Here is a 19,651-nt window from a genome sequence, read left to right as displayed (position 1 = left end):
TTAATAATATTTCAAAAGGCAAAATTGATAATCATATATGTAAAATTGGAGGTAGTGAATTATGGAAAAGTTAAAAAAAGATAACCTAAGCATAATTGAAACCGTAGCTCTATCAGTTGCAATTATAGCACCTACAGCATCAATGTCACTTAATATATCATTAATGGCTAAAACGGCTGAGTTTTCTTCCCCACTTGTTTTTTTAATTTCAACTATTATTGTGGGAATTGTAGCTTATTCGGTCATTAAGTTTAATCAATATATATCTACTGCTGGATCACTTTATACTTTTACAAAAGAAGCACTGGGCAGAAGAATGGGGTTTATATCAGGCTGGTCACTTTTATTTGCTTATATGGCACTTGCAGCAGGTTGCAGTGCAGGAGCTGGAGCATTTACCTCTAAACTATTAGCTGTATTTGGAGTACAAATAGATTGGCTTCCATTATCAATAGTTCTTTCTATAGGTATGATATTTCTTGGAATTACAGATGCCAAAATAAGTACAAGAATAATGCTTGTTATGGAAGGAATGTCAATTTTACTAATATTAGTTTTATCAATTGTAATTATATTTAAAGTTGGTGTCACTAAGGGGTTAAGCATTACTCCTTTTAAACTAAATGGCGTTAAACCGTCGGCTATTGCTGGTACTTCAGTGCTTGCATTTTTATCCTTTATAGGCTTTGAAAGTGCATCTAGTTTAGGAGAAGAAACAAAAAATCCTCGTAAGTACATCCCTATAGCTATAGGAAGTGCAGTATTTTTAACTGGAGTTTTTTACTTATTATCAAGTTATGCTCAAGTCATAGGCTTTGGATTAGATGCAAAAGGTCTTAAAGCAATAACATCGTCTACACTTCCACTTTCAGATTTAGCGCGTAAATATGCATTTAAAAGTTTTGGAACTCTTTTAATTTTATCTGGATCACTTTCATTTTTCTCTTGTGCTCTTGGTGCTGTATGTGCAGCTGCAAGGATGTTATTTTCAATGAGTAGAGATGGATTAATGCATAAAAGCATGAAAAAAGTTCATAACAAATATAACACACCTTATTTTGCTCTTATATTTATAATTGTTGTTAATGTGATAGCTCAAGCAGCTTTATTTAATAAAGATGGTATTGATGTATTTGGGTATTATGCAACAATTGGTTCACTTGCAATATTAGTATCGTATATATTCACAAGTGCTGGTGCAATAGTTTATTTTACAAAAAATAAAGTTTGGAACAAGTTAAATTTATTGATCCCAGTTTTCGGAATTATATCACTTATATATGTGCTGTGGTCAAGCATTTATCCTGTCCCTGAATTTCCACAAAACTTATTTCCTTATATAGTTCTAGGATGGATTGGACTAGGTGTTATATTAAGTAAAATGTTTGCTAAGAAAAACTTATACGTTCAAACCAACAAAGAAGATATTTTTATTGAAAATGCTAATTAATTAAAAATTTAAGATATATTTAAATTAAAATACTGGAGGTATTTATAATGATAAGAGAGTCAAATGCAAAAATTATTACTCAAGTTCCAGGACCTAAATCTCAGGAGCTCACTAAAAAAAGAGAAAGGTATGTTGCAAAAGGGGTTAGCAGCAGTACACCTGTATTTATAGATGAAGCTAAAGGGGCACTCATAAAAGATGTAGATGGAAATGTATTTGTAGATTTTGCTGGTGCAATAGGTGTTCAAAATATTGGACATAAAGATGAAGAAGTAGTTGAAGCTATAAAAGCACAGCTTGATAAATATATTCATCCAAGTTTTCATGTAAATATGTATGAACCATATGTAGATTTAGCAGAAAAACTTACTGAGATTACACCTGGAGATTATTCTAAAAAGGCAATGTTTGCAAATAGTGGAGCTGAAGCAGTTGAAAATGCTATTAAAATAGCCAGAGCATATACTAAAAAACAAGGCATTATTTCTCTTCAAGGTTCATTTCATGGTAGAACAAATATGACGATGTCAATAACAAGTAAATATAAGCCATATAAAAATGGATTTGGTCCTTTTGTATCAGAAACTTATAAAACTGATGCTGCATACTGTTATAGATGTCCATTAGGCTGTAAATATCCAAGCTGCCAGATTGCTTGCGCAGAGAAGCTTAGAACTATGCTTAAGACTGTTATTTCACCTGATATGATTGCTTGCCTTATTGCAGAACCTGTTCAAGGTGAAGGAGGGTTTGTTGTTCCACCAAAAGAATATTTTAAAACGCTTCAAGAAATCTGCAATGAAAATAATATAGTATTTATTGTAGATGAAGTGCAAGCAGGTTTTGCAAGAACAGGAAAAACCTTTGCACATGAGAATTTTGACGTTGAAGCTGACCTTATAACTATGTCAAAGTCTATAGCAAATGGAGTACCACTAAGTGCTGTAGTAGGAAAAGCAGAAATAATGGATGCGGCTTGCGTTGGTGGTATAGGAGGAACTTATGGTGGAAGTCCTCTTGGCTGTGTGGCTGCACTTAAGGTTATAGAAAAAATAGAAAAAGAAGATTTAAATTCAAAATCTCTTGAGATGGGTAATTATATAATGAAGAGATTAAATGAAATGAAAGAAAAGTATAATGTTATTGGCGATGTAAGAGGTCTTGGAGCTATGATAGGTTTGGAGTTTGTTAAAGATAGGGATACAAAAGAACCTTATGGTGAAATAGTTAAAAAAGTAATTAAATATTGTTTTGAGCATGGTGTAATATTCCTCAATGCCGGATTATTTGGCAATGTAATTCGTTTCTTACCACCTCTTGTAATGACTAAAGAGCAGCTCGAGTATGGACTTAATACTTTGGATGATGCAATAAACGCTTCTATTTAATAAATAAACTGTATTTTAAAAGAATATTGATAAGTTTATGGCATTAATTTAAAACAAAGCTTATAAATAAAAAGTGCTTTCTAAATTTAGAAAGCACTTTTATTTACGAATGAACTTGAGAAAAATAATTTTATGGATATATATTTAAAAAGTTCCACAAATAAATCTTCAAATTTGCAGATATACAACATCTGTAGAAGAAAATGATGAACCATCTAAAACTGAAGCTTCCCGTAATGACGTGTTAGATAAAGCTCTCGATGAAATTTCCAAAAGTAGTGAAGAGATTTCTTCTAAAAATTCATCGATATGTTCCTCATTTGATAAGCTCTATTCATTAAGTGAATCTAAATCAACTCGTGTTTCAGATTTTCTTACTATGCTAGATGGGCTTGGTAAAAATATTAATAATTTATCTGGGAAAACACAAAAAGTTCTTGAAACAATAGAAAAAAGTGATTCTTTAGCTGATAACGGACTCCAAAGCATAGAAGATTTACATTCATCTTTAAATGAGTTTGAAACTGTTTTCAAAACTTCTTTTTCCATCGTTAATGACATGGTATCGAAAATAGAATCAGTTAACTTAATAACAGACTCTATAAGTGAAATAGCAGGTCAAACAAATTTATTAGCGTTAAATGCCGCTATTGAAGCTGCAAGAGCCGGTGAAGCTGGCAAAGGATTTGGAGTTGTTGCCGATGAAATAAGAAAACTTGCTGAAAATACAAAATCAGCTGTTGAAAACAGTACAAAAATATTAGGTGAAATAAAAAATGACATAATGAACGCATCTACTTCTATGTCGTCAGCTGAAGATAGTATTAAAACTCAAAATACTACTATAACTAGTACAAAGGAAACTTTATCATCAATGAAGTCTTCAATTGATTATTCTAAATCTGAAACTTCAAATGTATGTGAATCACTTTCTGAATTTTTAGGTACAAAACAAATAATGTATGATGGTATAAATAATTTATCAAATGTATCTAATGAATTTGATGAGTTAATTTCTACGGTTTCTACTGAATTAGATTCTCAAAATTCTAATGTAATTAATTTAAGTACATATATAAATAATTTAAAACAAAAATAAAGCTAGTGTTAAACTAGCTTTATTTTCATAGGGTTAAAATTAAGATAATCACAGGATGTTAATATATATTCAACATTATTCTTGATTAAATAGCCATTAACGCTTTTTAATGCTGGTCCATGAATATGACCATAAATCACCTTTTCAACTCCATAACTTTCCGCAACATCTGTAAGATCAGAATCCTCATATTTATCGTTAAATGGAGGGTAATGAAGCATAACTATAATTTTCTTATATCCAGCTTTTACTGCCGAGTCTAAAGATAGTTTAAGTCTTAAAATCTCCCTATTGTATATTTTATCATCGTGCTCATCGAAACCATCCGAATCTCTACTTACCCAGCCTCTTGTTCCACAAATAGCATAATCTTTATAACAAAAAAAATTGTTCTGTATAAATGATATATTTTCATACATATTATTTAGTTTACTTATACTTGTCCACCAGTAATCATGATTTCCCTTTGAAATTATTTTTTTTCCAGGAAGCATATTTATCCAATCAAAATCTTTTTTTCCTTCGTCAATATTGATAGACCATGATATATCCCCTGCAATAAGGATAGTATCTTCATCATTTATACAATTGATCCAATTTGTTTTTATTTTCTCATCATGATTATTCCAAAACTCGCCAAATACATTCATAGGCTTATTGCCGTTAAAATCTAAATGTAAATCTGAGATTGCATATAACGCCATTAATTCACCTTCTTACATTGCTATCTATATCCATAATATAACCAATTATTTCAGCTACTACATCGTATAATTCATAAGTTATATCAGTACCAACTTCAACATTTGAGAGCAAATTTGCAAGTTCCTTGTTGTACACAACTGGCACTTCATTTTCAGCGGCTTTTTCAATTATTTTATCAGCAACAAAGCCCATTCCCACAGCGGTGACAATAGGAGCTTTATATCCAATTTCATATTTTAATGCTGCTGCTTTTTTTCTTTCTTTCTCCATAAAATCACCTCATTACATGCACTGTGTTATACCCTTACATCAATTTTACTATAAGAACTATTGTCATTAAAAAAGCTTCTGCAACTGACTATATTTACTTCCTCTTTTTCTTCTTTTTTATCAACTCGCATACTAATATTATATCCCATATTTGATATTTTACCAATTATAGTGTCTTTAGATTTATTTAAAATTTTTACCCACTCTTTTTCGCATTTTAAATTAACATTCATATTATTATCAAATAACTTTATATATGCATCTACAACACCCATATTCACGGTTTTCACGGAAGTAATCAATTTAACATTTCTGCTATCTATTCTTTTTCCTGATTTTCTATCATCTTTGATTATAAGCTTACATTGATAATCTTTTTGATTATTAGTTACAGGTATATCCATATAATAATATTCATTGCTTATGTTGTTAAACACCTTAAAATCATTTATATTATTTTTTATAATATCATATACTCTTTGACTCAAATTTACATTATCGCCTTTATTAGCTTCAACTAAATTACTTATGAAACTTTTCATATTTTCTATTTTAAGATTTATCTGTTCTTTAACATTTTGAGCAGAATTAACTTCTACTTTGCTTCCACTTACTGGCTTAACTAAGTTTTTTATTAAATTTGCAGTTTCTTCAAGTTTAATATTGCTTGTAGTGTTTTTAACCTCACCTTCTTTAAGTACATTTTTGTTTGTTTCTTGCATATCTAAATTTTGAAGTGATTTTAAAATATCATTTGCACTGTTATCACTAAGTTCTAAATTAGACTCAACGCTTTCCATCAATTGTTTTATTACATCTTTACTGTCAATATTTTGAAGTTCACTGGCATTTTGAAGTATATAGCTTTTTATCCTTCCAATAACTTCTTCATTATTATTACTAAAAATATTATTAGAATTCTCAACTACCTTGCTTAAATTGTCTAATACTTTTATATTATTAATCAAATTTAATTTTTTATCTTCATTTATATTTTCACTTGACTGATTAATCAAATTTATAATTTCTTCTGAACTCACTGCTTTTGAATTATTGCCTTTATCTATAGTTAGATTAGGCTTTATATTATTTTCTTTATCTAAGATATTTGATTCTATGTTTTTATTGTGATTCTTAATGCCTTCAAAAATATCCTTAGCCACATTTTCAACAGTATTCTTACCATTTAAATTTTTATTATCCACATGTGATTTTAAATTATACTCATCTATTGATTTATTTATATCTTCTAATTCTTTATATAGTGATACTTCTCCTTTAAAAAGTTTATTAAAACTTTTTATATTTTCTTCATTTAACTCAATCTTATTTTCAAAAAATGTAATTATATCTTCTGAACTGAGTTTTTTAAAATCTTCAAAAAAATCCTTTAACTTACTGTAAATAGCTTGACCTTCATCACTTTTTATATCTATATTTCTATTTTCAAGAAACTTGACTATAAACTCATCCGCCTTATTAGGGTTATCATTTAGCTCTTTCTTAAAATCTACTATACTTTTCATCTTAGAAATATTTTCTTGAGTTAGTGGCATATTATGTTCAATTAAAGCTTTTAACAAATCAATATTTTCTTTTGAATCCGTAAGCCCTAATTCCTTAAGCAATTCATTGTCTATTATTTGCTGTCCATCCGACTTCTTTTCTTGCATATCAAGAAGTTTTATCATTATCTTGCCATCTTTTACACCGTCTACTACAAACTTGCCGTTTCCACTAAAGCTTTCCATTTGGTTGAAATTTTCAACCTTTGCATTAAACTTCCATCCATCTGAAGTCCTTAAAACAACTTCACCTGAATCATTATCTCCATCTAAAATTTGAGCTGTAAAAACTTCTCCTATATCAAAAGAAATCTTTTTCTTTGTTATTAAATTATCGCTCTTAGAATAATTATTTACATTTGTAATATTTGCCATAATACCACCTCTAAACCTATAGATATACATAAACCACTTCAACTATTAAAATTCATTTGTATTATAATCCCAGAAGATGGCATTTTGGTACAAATAATTTTCAAGTTTCAGTGTGATTTATCTTTAAAACATCTAATCATATTATCGTAAATACATTAATACAAATCAATACCCATTATATAAAAATATGAAGGAATAGTATTTCAAAATGTCAAATACCATTCCTTCATCTAAACGGAAATCAATGAAAATTTTTATAATTTCTTATAGAAAAACTTATAGATTCTAAAGATGTTTTCATTAATATACTTTATTTAATACTTAATTTAAAGAATTTTTTCTTTCCTTTTTTTATAATAGCATATCCGTTCTCTTTAAAATCTTCTTCTGAAAGAACTCTATTAAAGTCTTCAACCTTTTCATTATTTAAAGTAAGTCCACCCTGCTGAATTAACCTTCTACCTTCACCTTTTGATGGTAAAATTTTGGTATAAACCATAACATCAAGTATACCTGTATTCTCCATATCTTTAGGTATAAACACCATAGGAACATTCTCCATGTTGCTTCCGCTGCCAAATAAAGCTTCAGATGCACTTGCCGCCTTTTTAGCTTCTTCTTCTCCATGAACAAGTTTTGTTACTTCATACGCTAAAACTTTCTTTGCCTCATTTATTTCTTTATCTTGGAGAGCTGAAAGCCTTCTAACCTCATCCATGGGTAAAAATGTAAGCATTGCAAGACATTTTCCAACATCAGAATCATCTATATTTCTCCAGTACTGATAAAAATCATATGGAGATGTTTTCTTTGGATCAAGCCATAGAGCTCCATTTTCAGTCTTGCCCATTTTCTTGCCTTCGCTGTTTGTAAGAAGTGATGAAGTCATTGCATAAGCAGATTTATTTTCTTTTCTTCTTACTAATTCTACTCCTGCTATCATATTAGACCACTGATCATCTCCACCAAGCTCCATTATGCAATCATAATCCTTATTTAATTTATAAAAATCATATCCTTGCATAAGCATATAGTTAAACTCAAGGAAAGAAAGTCCTTTTTCTAGTCTCTGCTTAAAACATTCTGCTGTAAGCATTCTATTAACTGAAAAATGCACTCCTATATCTCTTAAAAATTCTATATAATTTAATCCCATAAGCCATTCAGCATTATTTGCAAGAATGGCCTTACCTTCGCTAAAATCTATAAATCTTTCCATTTGTTTTTTTATACTTTTAACATTACTTTCAATTTCTTCTCTGGTAAGCATTTTTCTCATATCTGTTTTTCCACTTGGATCTCCTACCATCGCAGTTCCACCACCCATAAGTACAATAGGTCTATGTCCTGCCTTCTGCATATGCGACATAAGCATAAGTGCTATGAAATGACCTACATGAAGGCTATCTGCTGTTGGATCAAATCCTATATAAAAAGTTATCTTCTTTTTTTCAAGTAACTCTCTTATTTCAGTTTCATGAGTATATTGTTTTATATATCCACGCTCTATTAATTCATCGAGAACATTTGCCATAATAAATACCACTCCTTTTAATGCATTCACCTATATATTAAATCATAATAGCATAAAAATTTCAAATTTTAAGTGTTAGGCTGAAACAATCTTATTCCTTCCAGACTTTTTAGCTTTGTAAAGCATAGAATCTGATACATTTAAAACTTTTTCAACAGTACTACCATTTTCAGGATAATAGCTTATTCCAAAACTTGCCGTTACGGATTTCTCTATTTCGCCATACTTTACTATATTATCATTAAGTTTTCTTCTCATATCATCAACAATTCTAAAAACAGTTTCATGAGAACTTGCATCATCTATATATATTACTATCTCTTCTCCACCATATCTGGCTATTTCATCTTTTTTCTGGTCAATATTCTTAGATAATATTCTCGCAGTTTCTATTAAAACCTTGTCTCCAAATTGATGTCCATAGGAATCGTTAAAGCTTTTGAAGAAATCTATATCCACCATTACAATTGCGAAACTTTTCTTAGGATACTTTAACACTTTTTCCTCTATTACATCAAAGAAGTGTTTTCTATTACTTATTCCAAGCAAGGCATCCCTAATTGAAGCTTCCTTAATTCTTTTATAAAGAATATTATTTTCTATAGCAATACCTATCTGATTAGCAATTGCTGATATAAATTTTATGTGACCATGTCCAAAAAAATCAAATAAAGTATGCTCAACAACTATATAGCCCATAAATCTATCCCTTAAAGTTATAGGCACTCCTATAACAGAATGTATGTTAAGTTTACCTTTAAAGCCATTAAATATTGGTTCTCTCGAATTTATGACTATGGGATCTTCTGATCCAAGCAGTGAAAAGATTGTATTTGCTATTATATTATAATTTGCTACCTTGATATTACAAGCCTTAACAATAAAATCTCCCTTAGCTTCTTTTAGATATATGGTTGAATATGTAACTCCCAAAATTCCTATAATCATATCATTAATCATTGGTATTAAATTATCATCACTTATATTGGAGTTTATATACTTGCTTACTTCTACTACATTAGTAAGTACATCCAGCTTTTTTTCTAACTCTGTATTTTTTTCGCTCATTGTTTGTATTTGTTTTTCAGCAAAGTTTTGATAAGTGCTAAATTCTTGTTTTAGCTTTAAATACTTTTCATAGAGTTCTTCATGATTTTCCACATTAATCTCCCTTTTCTTAATCAAAATAACTACATCACCATATCTTATTACAGCCCTATCACATATATATTATTATATTAAATTCTGCAATTTATCACAAAATCCTTTATTGCCTTACTAATATTTTACCATTAATTGTACTCTTATTATATTGAATTTTATCTATTTTGTGATATAATAACATTATATTTATATTATTAGGTTAATTATCAAGGTATTGTTTTATTGACTCCTTAAATTTATAGGAGATAGAAACTTTGTCCAAGATTAATTATTCCTATGGTTTAAGGAGGATTTATCATGGCAGATAAAGTAATTGTTTGTAAAGATTGTGGAAAGGAATTTACTTTTACAGAGGGTGAGCAGGAATTTTATAAAGAAAAAGGATTTGAAAATGATCCTGTAAGATGTCCTGAATGCAGAAAAGCTAGAAAAAATAAGAGAAATAGTTTCCACAAAGATTTTTCTAGATAGTAAAAGAGAGGTTATCCTCTCTTTTTATTTTAGCTTTTTTAACCTAGCTTTGTTTTATTATATTAGCTTTTTTAATTATTTTACTTACTGGTACAGCTATTATTATTCCCACTACTACTTGAGCTACGTCTGGCGCTATATGAGTTGCTTGTATAAACCAAGCTTGGCTCCAAGGAAAGTTCATTAAATAATGATCTAATACCACTCCAGATAAATAATAAGCTCCTATCATCCATATTCCACCAAGAATAAAACCAAATATATTGTTAATCATACTTTCACCTTTATAATCATTTCTATATGCAATACTAGCTGCAATATAAGCCATTCCCCCTTTTATAACAAGCGTAAATGGCGTCCACATAGGAGCTGTTGATAATAAATCAAATAATCCCATTCCAATAGCCGAAGCTAAAACTGCATTTCTTCTTTTAAAAATTATAGCGGCTATAAATATCATGCTATCTCCAACATGTACAACTCCTTTATATCCAAGTCCAACTGGTATACCAGTAAGCTTAGTTGCTACAAAAACTATTGCGGCCATAACCGATATTTCAGCAATATCTCTTATACTATACTTTGTGTTAGTAACTCTCTGTTCCATTTATTTATCCTCACCTTACCTTATTATTTACAAATGAATTCATTTAATAATTATATTATAATTTTATAAATGTTATTGCAAATGTATCCATACAATTTTATGAATATTAATTTTTATAATACAAATACTATAGTTGATTTACTTTGAAAATGACATAATTTCTAGAACAGGAGATGATTTCATGAATATATTCAGATGGATTTGCAGTTTCAGTTTTTTAATATGGATTTCAGTCTTAATAATAGGAACAGGAATTAATGCTATAAATGTATTATTATCTATATCAGCATTTGTTTTCATTGTAGATGCTATGCTGCATGAAAGAAAAAGTTCATAATTAAATTTTTTCATTTCAACGGCTGTTGTAAAAATTTTTTATAGTATTAATTTCTTTTCTTATTTTACAACAGCCTTAATTTTAATTAATTCCATTATATTACATATAGTCTTTATGGAACTTAATGTAAATTCAATTATAAAAATGGTTAATGTAATCAAAGTGTAAATATTTGTTACTCATCTGTTAATTCCCCTACTAAATCCCGTATTTATCCCAAATTTTTAAGCATATTTGTTTTATTTATACTAATTTCCACAATTCAATAGTCAAATTTTATTGCTATTTTAGTTAACTTTACATATTTAATATGTTATAATTTACTCTGTCATGGAGGTGAATTAATGTTAAGTTTAAACAGACAAGCTACATTAAATAATTTTAAGAAGATTTTTAACTTTGTAGAAGAATATTATCCTATAATTATCGGAACAATACTTTTTATAAATACACTACATGTTTATTTGGTTAATGCAACTCCTGGTTATAAAGTTATTGCATCAATTTATTGGTTTATCTTTCTTACTGCATATAAAGACATGAGAAAAGATGTTAAGTGGCTTCCATTTATTCTTCTTTGTATACCACTTGCAATTTTTTTATGGTATATAAATAAAAATGGCTATGCAATTTGGGGACAAATGCTAAACCTAGAAAGAAAACTTAAAATAGTCGTAGATTTTAACCCTATATTTAAAAAAATACCTTTTAATAATGGTGCCATTTTTAGAATGTATAAAAGCGATAACTTAACTTGGTTTTTTAGGCTAGTTTATAATAATGGTTTTATACTTCCACCAATGATATGCATATTAAGATCTGCAATAATACGAGATTATAAGAAAATGATTAAATATATTTGTTCTGCTCATGTATTTCAAATTTTCCTTATAAGCCCATTTTATATAACTTTTCATCTTCAAGAAGTATGGTTCGTATTAGGTGAACCTGATGGTCTTGCAAGACATTTTCATTCATTCGCCGAAAAGTCTGGTACTGCACTTAATTGTTTTCCATCAATGCATACTTCTATAGCTTTTGCAGCATTTTTACTTGTTTTGCGTGAAAAGGATAAATTATTTAAATGTGTATGGGGATTTTTCTGCTTAAGTGTTATTTACTCAACACTATATCTTGAAATACATTGGGTACTTGATGTATTCGGCGGTTTGATTTTAGCATACTGTTCTGTTAAATTAACAGATTTTGTTATTGGAAAGATGCAGAAAAAGGTACAGCCTCTACTCGATAAATACTACTACAGAAACAATACTTCAGCTTTTGAAATAGACAACAATTCTATTTCATCTTAAGAAATTACGAAGTAACAACGCTTCGTCGCGTTAAAAAAATCCTATAAATCTAAGATTTATTAGGATTTTTTTAAATCGTTCCTTCAGCATTGTTACTTCGCTCCTACGGTGGTACAAGGAAAAAATTCCTCCGTGCCTACAGAATTTAGACGTGAATCTTTATAATGTATTATTTATGCTTTTATTGTTAAAACTTATTCTCAGCGTATTTTTCGTAAAAAAACTGAGAAAGCTTTTACCTAACCTCCAGTTATATAAAGTAATAATATAGCAGAACAGTTTAAATAAAGGTCATAAATCTTGGAAGCTTTTAATAATTAGCCTCTTAGATTTATGGCTTTCATTTAATATCTTTCAATAGAGTGAATCACATGGCTTCGCCCAAACCTCCCAGCTTAATATGACTAATTTATTAGTTTTTCCTCTATTATAGTGAGGACTAATTTATTGTTCTCAAATCACATGGCTTCGCCCAAACCTCTATATGTTTACTCATCACTTTTCGCGACACCGGATAATGTTAAACCTTTGTTATGCTCAAGTGCCCATCCTATTGACCATTCACTTTGGAATAGCAAAAGATTTCTATCTTTCATATCTTTTACACGTTTGGTATCTGAAGTTAACGTTAAATCGTCCATGTTTACATCTTCATTTTCTATCCATCTTATGCTTTTATATGGAAGCATATCCATTTTAATTTCAACATTGTATTCACTCTTGAGTCTATATTGAAGAACTTCAAATTGAAGTACACCAACTACACCAACAATTAATTCTTCTATTCCTATATTTGTTTCCTTAAATACTTGTATTGCGCCTTCCTGTGCTATCTGTGTTACACCTTTAATAAATTGCTTTCTCTTCATTGTATCTATTGTTCTAACCCTTGCAAAATGCTCTGGCGCAAACACTGGAATTCCCTCAAACTTAAATTTATCGCTGCTTTCACAAAGTGTATCTCCTATACTAAAAATTCCTGGATCAAACACACCTATTATATCACCAGCATAAGCCTCCTCTATTATTTCTCTATCCTGTGCTAAAAACTGCTGAGGCTGTGTAAGTCTAATTTTAGTATTTTTCTGTACATGAAATACTTCCATGCCCTTTTTAAACTTACCAGAACAAATTCTCATAAAGGCAATTCTATCTCTATGTGCTTTATTCATATTTGCCTGTATTTTAAATATAAAAGCTGAAAACTTTTCATCAAATACATCTATTTCACCTTTATCAGATGTTCTTGGAAGAGGTGGCGAAGTTAATTTTAAAAATTCCTCAAGAAAAGGCTTAACACCAAAGTTAGTAAGAGCACTTCCAAAAAATACAGGAGTAAGTTCACCTTTTCTTACTTTCTCTATATCAAACTTATCACCAGCAACATTTAATAATTCTATATCTTCTATAAGCTTATCATGAAGTGAATCACCTAGTAGATCTCTGAAAATATTATCATCTACATTTCCTTCTAATGCTTCAACTTCAGTTTGACCATGATTTCCACCATCAAACACTTGTACAAGCTTATTTTCTCTGTCATATACTCCTTTAAAATCTTTACCTGAACCAATTGGCCAATTAATAGGATAAGACTTTATTCCAAGTTCATTTTCAATATCCTGTAAAAGTTCAAATGGGTCTCTGCTCTCTCTATCCATTTTATTTATAAAAGTAAATATAGGTATTCCTCTAAGACTACATACATTAAATAGCTTTTTAGTTTGAGCCTCTATACCTTTAGCAGCATCGATTACCATTACCGCACAGTCGGCGGCCATTAATGTTCTATACGTATCTTCACTAAAATCCTGATGTCCTGGAGTATCGAGAATATTGATACAATACCCTTCATAATTAAATTGCATAACGGATGAAGTTACAGATATTCCTCTTTGTTTTTCTATTTCCATCCAATCTGAAACTGCGTGCTTTGAAGCTTTTCTTGCTTTAACAGAACCTGCTAGCCTTATAGCTCCACCATATAACAATAACTTTTCTGTAAGAGTTGTTTTTCCTGCATCTGGGTGAGATATTATAGCAAAAGTACGTCTTTTTTCTATTTCATTTATAAGATCAGCCATTTTTTCTCTCCTTTACATATAGATAAACCATTTCAACTGTCAAAATCAATTTACAGCATAATACTCAGAAGACAGCATTTTAGTACAAATTAATTTCGAAGTTTCAAATGGTTTATCTTTATTTCATTACAACAAAAAAGCCTGAATCAATACAGACTTTAATAAAGTGAAAACACTGTGAAACTTAATCTGTATGTGCTCCAAAATACCAATATTTAATGGATCATGGTACATATATAGATTGTAGTTGAACTAGTTTCACTATATATCTATATAATAATTCTAAATCAATGCAATCTCAATTTAATATTCATCTCCTAATTAATTACGATTCAGCATCAACTAAATTTTCTAGCTAAACAAAGTAATTATATCAGTTTATTATTTTTTTTCAATAAAAAAGATTAGTAAACGTGCACATTAAAACTTTGGGGTTATCTTAGCCTTATATATGATGATATAATATTATTATGTAGAAACATGCAATTTAACTTTAGCAGTTTAAAAATATTGCTAAGTAACAATGCTTCGTCACATTAAAAAAATTCTACAAATCTAAATGGTAATTTTAAGCGATTATTTGCTTAATGTATAGAAGGATAATGATCATGCACGGGGTTTGGGATGTAAGCCCATTATCCTTCTTTAACTTGTATTGCGCATATATATATTAGCCCAAACCTCATGTATGTTCACTTTCAATATACGAAAATCTTATATTAAATTAATTGGAGGATTTGCTATGTACAAACTAATTGCACTTGATATGGATGGAACTCTCCTGAAAGACGATAAAACAATATCTAAAGCGAATTTTGACGCAATAAAAACAGCGAAAGAAAATGGATATAAAGTAGTTCTTGCTACTGGAAGACCAGCAAAAGGAATTGAAAAATATTTAAAGCAACTAGATTTAATGGGAGATGACGATTATGCAGTAGCCTTTAATGGTGCTGTAGTTCAAAAAACAAAAACTGGCCATATAATAGCTGAGAATTTAATGAAATATGAAGATTTACAGGAAATATACGATTTAAGCTTAAAACTAAACTTAAATGTTCATACACTTACTACCAATGAATGTATTACTCCAAAAATAAACCCTTACAGCGAGCGTGAAGCTTACATGAATAACCTTTCTCTCATTGAAAAGCCATTTGATGCTATTGACAGAAATGAAAGCATAATAAAAATAATGCTTGTAGATTCAAAAGAAAACTTGGATAGAGCAGAAAAAATTGGTACCTCAAAAAATTTCATAACAAATATACTGTTGTGAGAAGTGAAGATATTTTTCTAGAATTTTTAAATAAAAAAAGTAGACAAGGGATTTGGGGTAAGCCTTTTAGCCAAAAATCTAGGTTTGAGCCCTGATGAAATTATATGTGTAGGCGATGCTGGTAACGATATTGCTATGGTAAAGTATGCAGGACTTGGAGTCGCTATGGGCAATGCTTTTCCAGAAGTAAAAAAAATATGCGACTATGTTACAAAATCAAATGAAGAAGACGGAGTAGCTCATGTAATTCATAAGTTTATGTTGAGCCAAGCATCCTAAAAAAATATGACGAAGTAGCAGTATCTTGAAATATTAAATACTGTTACTTCGACTAAACTGAAATCATTGAAGAAATTATTTAATAAGCCCTTTGCTTCTTAAGAAATCATCTGCAACTTTTTCTGGTTTTTCGCCACTATCCACTCTATAATTTAATTCTCTCATTTCACTATCAGTTATCTTATCCTGAAGCTTTTCTAACACACCTTTGAGTTTAGGATATTTCTCTAATGTTTCTTTCTTTACTAAAGGAACTGCATAATAAGGTGGAAAAAAGTTTTTGTCATCTTTAAGAGTTTTTAAATCAAACTTTTTAAGAAGCCCATCCGTTGAAAAGGCATCAGTAACTTGAGTTTCGTTTTTATTAAGTGCAGAATATCTAAGTCCTCCATCAAGTCCCTTCGTATTTTTGAAATTAATATTATACGTTTTTTGAAGTCCTAAATATCCATCAGCTCTATTTAAGAACTCCATGGTACTTCCTAATGTAAAGTTATTACTCATCTTCGATAAATCTGATATTGTATTTATATTATATTTATTGGCAAGTTCTTTTTTCATAGATAAAACATAAGTGTTATTAAAACCAATTGGTTTAAGCCACTCCATATTATATTCTTTATCAAAATAATCTTTTACCATGTTATAAACCTTATCTTTATCTGAAATACTATTTCGTTTCATTATATCCACAAGTCCTGTTCCTGTGTATTCAACATATAAATCCACATCACCACTTTTCATAGCGCTAAAGACAACATTGGTTCCCCCTAAGTTCAACTTTTTTTCTACTTTATAATCTGTATCATGTTCTATAAGTGATGCAACCATATTTCCAAGTATAAGCTGCTCATTAAAATTCTTAGAACCTATTACTATAACTTTTTTATTTCTAGAATTATAAAATGCAACACAACTCACCACAACTATTATCACCGCAAGTACTGCAGCTAAAATTTTATTAAACTTTCTATTTTTAATCTTTCTCCTCTTGATTTTTTCACCCTTAGAAATTCTAATTCCTTCTGGAACAACATGTTCTTCAACTTTTCCTATTATAAAATCTAAAAATAAAGCAAGAAAACAAGCTGGAATTGCACCTGCAAGTATCATATAGTTATTTACTGTCTGCACCCCTGAAAATACTAAATATCCAAGACCACCTGCGCCAACAAATGCTGCTATTGTCATAAGTCCCACTGCTGTTACAGCAGATATTCTTATACCTGACATTATAATTGGCATAGCAAGAGGAATACTTATTTTTAAAAGGATCTGGCTTTTTGTAAGCCCAACCCCTGTAGCCGCTTCTATTATAGGCGCATCTATATTTATAAGTCCTGTATAAGTATTTTTTATAATTGGGAGCAGAGAATATATAACTACCATTATTATTGATGGTTTACTACCTATTCCAAACACAGGAATTAAAAATCCTAAAAGTGCTAAACTTGGTATTGATTGAGCTATATTAGCAACTGCTATTACAGGAGTAGAAAGCTTCCTTACTCTTGTTATTAAAATACCTAGTGGAACCCCTACAATTATTGAGACTAAAACTGCAAATATTGTGAGTTCTATATGCTGCAAAAATAGAGTGAATATTTGGTCTTTTCTCTCTAATATAAAATTAACAAAATTACTCAAAAGCTTCCACCTCACCTTCAATAAACTGAGTAGTTAAAACTGACAAAAGACTACTTTTAGTAACAAGTCCAACTAATTTAGATTCATCATCTGTAACTGGGACGTATCCTATCTTTTCATAACGCATTTTCTTCATAATATTTACTATTGATTCCTCAGCATTAATTGTTATAATATTTCTGTTCATAATTTCGCTAACCCTTATATTTCTGTCAATGTTTCTTCTTATATCCTTTAAGGTAACAAGTCCATCTAGCTTACCTTCCTTATCTAATATTAGCAAGCTATCAACATGACTAGACTTCATTATCTCCAAGGCTTGAAGCACAGTTCTTTCACTTCCTGACTTTACTGGATCCTTTATCATTATATCTTTAACCTTAATTAACTCAGGTTGATTCCATATTCTATTCTCACCAACAAAATTCTTAACAAAATCATTTATAGGATTTTTAAGTATTTTATCTGGTGTATCATATTGCATTACTGAACCATCTTTCATTATACAAATTCTATCTGCTAATTTTAATGCTTCATCCATATCATGAGTAACAAATACTATTGTCTTCTTGAAAGTTTGTTGTATATTAAATACCTCATCTTGAAGCTGATTTCTTGTTATAGGATCTAATGCACTAAATGGCTCGTCCATAAGTATTATTTCTGGATTCATTGCAAATGCTCTAGCTATGCCTATTCTCTGCTGCTGGCCTCCACTAAGTTCACTCGGATATTTATCCATATAAACTGAAGCTTCCATGCCAACCAACTTCAAAAGTTTTTCTATCCTATCATCTATTTCATTCCTATCAATTTTTTCCAGTGAAGGTATAAGCATAATATTCTCCCTAACCGTCATATGTGGAAAAAGACCTGTTTGCTGTATTACATATCCAATGTTTCTTCTAAGCTTAATTATATTTTCATCTTCTATCCTATTTCCATTAATCAATATTTCACCTGAACTTTGCTTAATAAGCCTGTTTATCATTTTCAATGTCGTTGTCTTTCCACAGCCGCTAGGTCCAATAAAAGTTATAAATTCTCCATCATTTATAGTAATATTTACATTCTTTATTATTGGTTTTCCTCCTATACTTTTACATACGTTTTTAAATTCTATCATCTAACTCCTCCTTTTCTACAGATAAACAACTTTTTTTTTTTTTTTTTTTATTTTAAAGTTGTTTCTTTGATTATAAAAACTTCTAAATACTATACCCACATAATATTAAAACAAGCAACTTGTTGCAAAGTAAGAGTTGTTTCTTTAATTATATTATAATATATTAGTTATGTAAATAGCAATATTTTACATGTTTTTTTCTAATAAAAATAAATCTTAAAATAAAATGCCATAAAACCATTGTTCATGGTATTACGGCACTTTATTTTCATTAATTCTCTTTATATAAAAACTTTCTTAAACGATAGTAACTCGTTTCATCTCCTATTGCTATAATTGTATCCTTATGTTCAAAAGTAGCATAAGGTCCCGGTGAAAGTATCAGTTTTTCACCACGTCTTATTGCTATAATTGTAGCACCTGTATTCTGCCAAAACTTTGTTTCAGATATACTCTTGCCTACGATTTCCATATTACTATATATTTCAAATTCAAAAGGAGTAAATGGATCACTCTTGCTAAATCTACTTGAGTAATCTACCAATTCATTTATTACGCTGTTTATTTTTCTTTCATACTCATCTTTTTTATGTATTAAATTTTCGACCTCCTTTTTTAAAGACTGCATAGAATCTATTTCTTTATATTTATCGATAAACTTCAAACAATTATCTACTGATTTTATTGTAATTCCACTACCTTTAACAACTTCAACTATACCCATATCACTTAATATAGCTATAGCTCTTCTTATAGTTTCAGGTGACACATTATATTTACTTGCAAGAACAGACCTTCCATATAATTTATCGTCAACTTTAAGATCTCCATCCACTATTCTATTTGCAATATCAATTGCTATTTTCTGATAAACTGGTTTAACTATAGATTCAGCCATTTTTTATTGTCAGAATATGCTCTGACTTATTCCTCCCATATCTAAAAGTTTTTATGCATA

16 protein-coding genes and 1 pseudogene are annotated in these 19,651 nt (G+C 29.6%); 7 read left to right on the top strand and 10 right to left on the bottom strand.

Features of this window, described 5'->3' with window-relative positions:
* Window positions 1-61: 61 nt before the first annotated feature.
* The 3 genes from AGR56_RS12630 to AGR56_RS12620 all read left to right on the top strand — a co-directional run bounded on the left by AGR56_RS12630 (window position 62) and on the right by AGR56_RS12620 (window position 3,937).
* Window positions 62-1,450, top strand: a complete 1,389-nt coding sequence (locus tag AGR56_RS12630; RefSeq protein ID WP_053242528.1) for an APC family permease — start codon at window positions 62-64, stop codon at window positions 1,448-1,450.
* 47 nt (window positions 1,451-1,497) lie between these two features.
* Entirely contained in the window at window positions 1,498-2,838 is a 1,341-nt protein-coding gene (gene gabT, locus AGR56_RS12625; RefSeq protein WP_053242527.1) for a 4-aminobutyrate--2-oxoglutarate transaminase, read from the top strand.
* A gap of 241 nt (window positions 2,839-3,079) precedes the next feature.
* A complete protein-coding gene (locus tag AGR56_RS12620) occupies window positions 3,080-3,937 on the top strand; it encodes a methyl-accepting chemotaxis protein (RefSeq protein WP_053242526.1) in 858 nt (285 codons plus the stop codon).
* Between the two features lie 8 nt (window positions 3,938-3,945).
* Here AGR56_RS12620 and AGR56_RS12615 read toward each other — a convergent pair whose 3' ends face one another.
* The 5 genes from AGR56_RS12615 to AGR56_RS12595 form a co-directional block, all read right to left on the bottom strand.
* The gene (locus tag AGR56_RS12615) at window positions 3,946-4,641 is read right to left on the bottom strand and encodes a metallophosphoesterase (RefSeq protein ID WP_053242525.1); all 696 of its coding nucleotides are present in this window, start codon (window positions 4,639-4,641) and stop codon (window positions 3,946-3,948) included.
* Window positions 4,642-4,645: 4 nt separating this feature from the next.
* A complete protein-coding gene (locus AGR56_RS12610) occupies window positions 4,646-4,912 on the bottom strand; it encodes an EscU/YscU/HrcU family type III secretion system export apparatus switch protein (protein WP_053242524.1) in 267 nt (88 codons plus the stop codon).
* A gap of 26 nt (window positions 4,913-4,938) precedes the next feature.
* Window positions 4,939-6,852: a DUF6240 domain-containing protein gene (locus AGR56_RS12605; protein WP_053242523.1), complete on the bottom strand. Its 1,914-nt coding sequence runs from the start codon at window positions 6,850-6,852 to the stop codon at window positions 4,939-4,941.
* A gap of 310 nt (window positions 6,853-7,162) precedes the next feature.
* Entirely contained in the window at window positions 7,163-8,386 is a 1,224-nt protein-coding gene (gene tyrS, locus AGR56_RS12600) for a tyrosine--tRNA ligase (protein ID WP_053242522.1), read from the bottom strand.
* Between the two features lie 75 nt (window positions 8,387-8,461).
* Window positions 8,462-9,571 carry a sensor domain-containing diguanylate cyclase gene (locus AGR56_RS12595; RefSeq protein ID WP_231016153.1) on the bottom strand — a complete coding sequence of 370 codons (1,110 nt, stop codon included), beginning with the start codon at window positions 9,569-9,571 and terminating at the stop codon, window positions 8,462-8,464.
* A gap of 276 nt (window positions 9,572-9,847) precedes the next feature.
* Here AGR56_RS12595 and AGR56_RS12590 point away from each other — a divergent pair, with 276 nt between their 5' ends.
* Window positions 9,848-10,021 (top strand): zinc-ribbon domain-containing protein, encoded by a 174-nt coding sequence (locus AGR56_RS12590; protein ID WP_053242520.1) that lies wholly within the window; start codon window positions 9,848-9,850, stop codon window positions 10,019-10,021.
* Window positions 10,022-10,064: 43 nt separating this feature from the next.
* On the opposite strand, the gene AGR56_RS12585 is transcribed toward AGR56_RS12590, so the two are convergent.
* Window positions 10,065-10,628, bottom strand: coding sequence for an ECF transporter S component (locus tag AGR56_RS12585; RefSeq protein WP_053242519.1), 564 nt, complete (start codon window positions 10,626-10,628; stop codon window positions 10,065-10,067).
* Window positions 10,629-10,809: 181 nt separating this feature from the next.
* On the opposite strand from AGR56_RS12585, the gene AGR56_RS20360 reads away from it, so the two are divergent.
* Window positions 10,810-10,965, top strand: a complete 156-nt coding sequence (locus AGR56_RS20360) for a hypothetical protein (protein WP_157055766.1) — start codon at window positions 10,810-10,812, stop codon at window positions 10,963-10,965.
* Between the two features lie 344 nt (window positions 10,966-11,309).
* Complete coding sequence (locus AGR56_RS12580) at window positions 11,310-12,278, top strand: phosphatase PAP2 family protein (RefSeq protein ID WP_053242518.1); 969 nt, start codon at window positions 11,310-11,312, stop codon at window positions 12,276-12,278.
* A 488-nt stretch (window positions 12,279-12,766) separates the two neighbouring features.
* Here the strand turns inward: AGR56_RS12580 and AGR56_RS12575 are convergent, their stop codons facing one another.
* Window positions 12,767-14,362, bottom strand: coding sequence for a peptide chain release factor 3 (locus AGR56_RS12575; RefSeq protein WP_053242517.1), 1,596 nt, complete (start codon window positions 14,360-14,362; stop codon window positions 12,767-12,769).
* Window positions 14,363-15,050: 688 nt separating this feature from the next.
* Here AGR56_RS12575 and AGR56_RS12570 point away from each other — a divergent pair.
* Window positions 15,051-15,920 (top strand): annotated as a pseudogene (locus AGR56_RS12570) (Cof-type HAD-IIB family hydrolase).
* Window positions 15,921-15,995: 75 nt separating this feature from the next.
* Here AGR56_RS12570 and AGR56_RS12565 read toward each other — a convergent pair.
* The 3 genes from AGR56_RS12565 to AGR56_RS12555 all read right to left on the bottom strand — a co-directional run bounded on the left by AGR56_RS12565 (window position 15,996) and on the right by AGR56_RS12555 (window position 19,591).
* Window positions 15,996-17,567, bottom strand: a complete 1,572-nt coding sequence (locus AGR56_RS12565) for a glycine betaine ABC transporter substrate-binding protein (RefSeq protein WP_053242516.1) — start codon at window positions 17,565-17,567, stop codon at window positions 15,996-15,998.
* On the bottom strand, window positions 17,560-18,693 hold the full coding sequence (locus tag AGR56_RS12560; protein WP_053242515.1) for a betaine/proline/choline family ABC transporter ATP-binding protein: 1,134 nt from the start codon (window positions 18,691-18,693) through the stop codon (window positions 17,560-17,562). Before AGR56_RS12560 ends, AGR56_RS12565 begins: the two co-directional genes overlap by 8 nt.
* Window positions 18,694-18,964: 271 nt before the next feature.
* Window positions 18,965-19,591, bottom strand: coding sequence for a TrkA C-terminal domain-containing protein (locus AGR56_RS12555; protein ID WP_053242514.1), 627 nt, complete (start codon window positions 19,589-19,591; stop codon window positions 18,965-18,967).
* Between the last annotated feature and the right edge of the window lie 60 nt (window positions 19,592-19,651).

It is taken from the genome of Clostridium sp. DMHC 10, assembly GCF_001270375.1.
Taxonomy (GTDB): domain Bacteria; phylum Bacillota; class Clostridia; order Clostridiales; family Clostridiaceae; genus Clostridium_S; species Clostridium_S guangxiense.
The sequence above is the reverse complement of the archived record's forward strand: the minus strand, read 5'-3'. Positions and strand labels throughout refer to the sequence as shown.